2 protein-coding genes are annotated in these 1,577 nt (G+C 66.0%); both read right to left on the bottom strand.

Annotation, left to right across the window (positions count from 1 at the left end; translation table 11 throughout):
- On the bottom strand, positions 1–799 hold a 799-nt coding region (gene istB / locus OP497_RS17435), incomplete at its 3' end, for an IS21-like element helper ATPase IstB (RefSeq protein WP_280550771.1).
- The coding region (istA, locus tag OP497_RS17430; RefSeq protein WP_280550769.1) for an IS21 family transposase at positions 796–1,577 on the bottom strand (782 nt) is incomplete at its 5' end. The genes istB and istA, both read right to left, overlap by 4 nt.

Raw genomic sequence — 1,577 nt, 5'->3', positions numbered from 1 at the left:
TCTCGGCCTCGGCTTCCTCCTCCTGGTCAGCGGTGGGTTGTGGCTCCATCTGCGGGCGCTGGTTGAGTAGACCGGCCTTGCGCTTCTCCTTGAGCCGGTAGCTCTCGCCCTTGATGTTGATGGTGGTCGAGTGGTGCAGCAGCCGGTCGAGGATCGCCGTCGCCAGTACCGGATCCCCGAACACGTCGCCCCAGTCGGTGAACGACTTGTTGGACGTCAGGATCAGGCTGGCCTTTTCGTAGCGCCGGGTCACCAGCCGGAAGAACAGGTTGGCCTCGTCCCGGGAGAGCGGCAGATATCCTATTTCGTCCAGGATCAATACCTTGGGGTAGCTGAGCTGGGCCAGGATGCGTTCCAGCCGGTTCTCCTCGCGGGCCTTGCGGAGTCGTGTCATCAGCTGGTCCAGGGTCATGAACAACACCCGGTGGCCGCTCTCGATGGCCTTCATGCCCAGGGCCACGGCCAGGTGGGTTTTCCCGACGCCTGGCGGGCCCAGCAGCACCACGTTCTCGGCACGTTCGACGAAGGCCAGCCCGCTGAGCTGTCGCACCACCTTGCGATCGATGGAGGGCTGGAAGTCGAAGTCGAACTGCTCCAGTGTCTTCAGCCACGGCAGGCGGGCCTGCTTGATCCGCGAGTCGATGCCGCGCCGGTGCCGCCCGGCCCACTCGCACTGCAGCGCCTCGGCCAGGAACTCGCGGTAGTCGAGATCCCGGCTCGCCGCCTGCTCACAGACCGTTTCCAGCTGGTCGGCCAAGTGGTCAAACTTGAGCTGTTGCAGCAGCTGCTCCAGCGTCATGACGTCACCTCCTCGTAGATCTCCAGGCCACGCTGCTCGACCTGCAGCGCGTCGCGCCACAGGCGGCGGTGGTGGTCGGCCTGCCGCTGCCAGCCGGCATCCGGCAAGGCCAACAGGTGCTCGGCGACGAGGCGCTCCTGGGCGTCGATGATCTGCAGCTCGTCGTCCAGGGTGATGCGGATCCGTACGGTCTGGCCGCACAGGGCGTCGGGCACGCTGTAGCGGTTGCCACGTACCTCGACGTAGCCGTCCCAGGCCACCTGTCGGTGGTCGAGATAGGCGGTATCGAAGCGCTGTCGCGGCAAGAGGGTGAGGGCCGGCTGCTCGTCCCGCTGGAAGCGCTCGTACACAATCTCGCCATGGGTGCGATGCCGGCGTTGGTGGGCCGATTCGCCCAGCCACTGGCGCAACTGGCGGTTGATGTCGGCGAAGGACTGAAACACCCGGTGGCCGACGAAGAAGTGATGCTTGACGTAGCCGACCATGCGTTCGGTTTTGCCCTTGGTCCGGGCCCGATAGGGTCGGCAGGCGCGCGGCTGGAAGCCGTAGTGGCCGGCCAGGTCGAGGAAGCGCGGATTGAAAACCACGCGGCCGTTCTCGCGCCTCAGGACCGCCGCTCTCTGGTTATCGACCAGCACCTCGGCGGGCACCCCGCCAAACGCCTCGAAGGCCCTGACCAGGCTCTCGTAGGTGTGCTCGGCGTCCTGTACCGGTGCGGCGTAGACATGCATCTGCCGCGAGTAGCCCAGCACATTGACGGCGATGTTGACCCGGGTGG

Source organism: Halomonas sp. 11-S5, from assembly GCF_029889825.1.
In the GTDB taxonomy this organism is placed as follows: domain Bacteria; phylum Pseudomonadota; class Gammaproteobacteria; order Pseudomonadales; family Halomonadaceae; genus Halomonas.
Note: the sequence above shows the minus strand (reverse complement) of the source record. Positions and strands in the feature narration are given on the sequence as shown.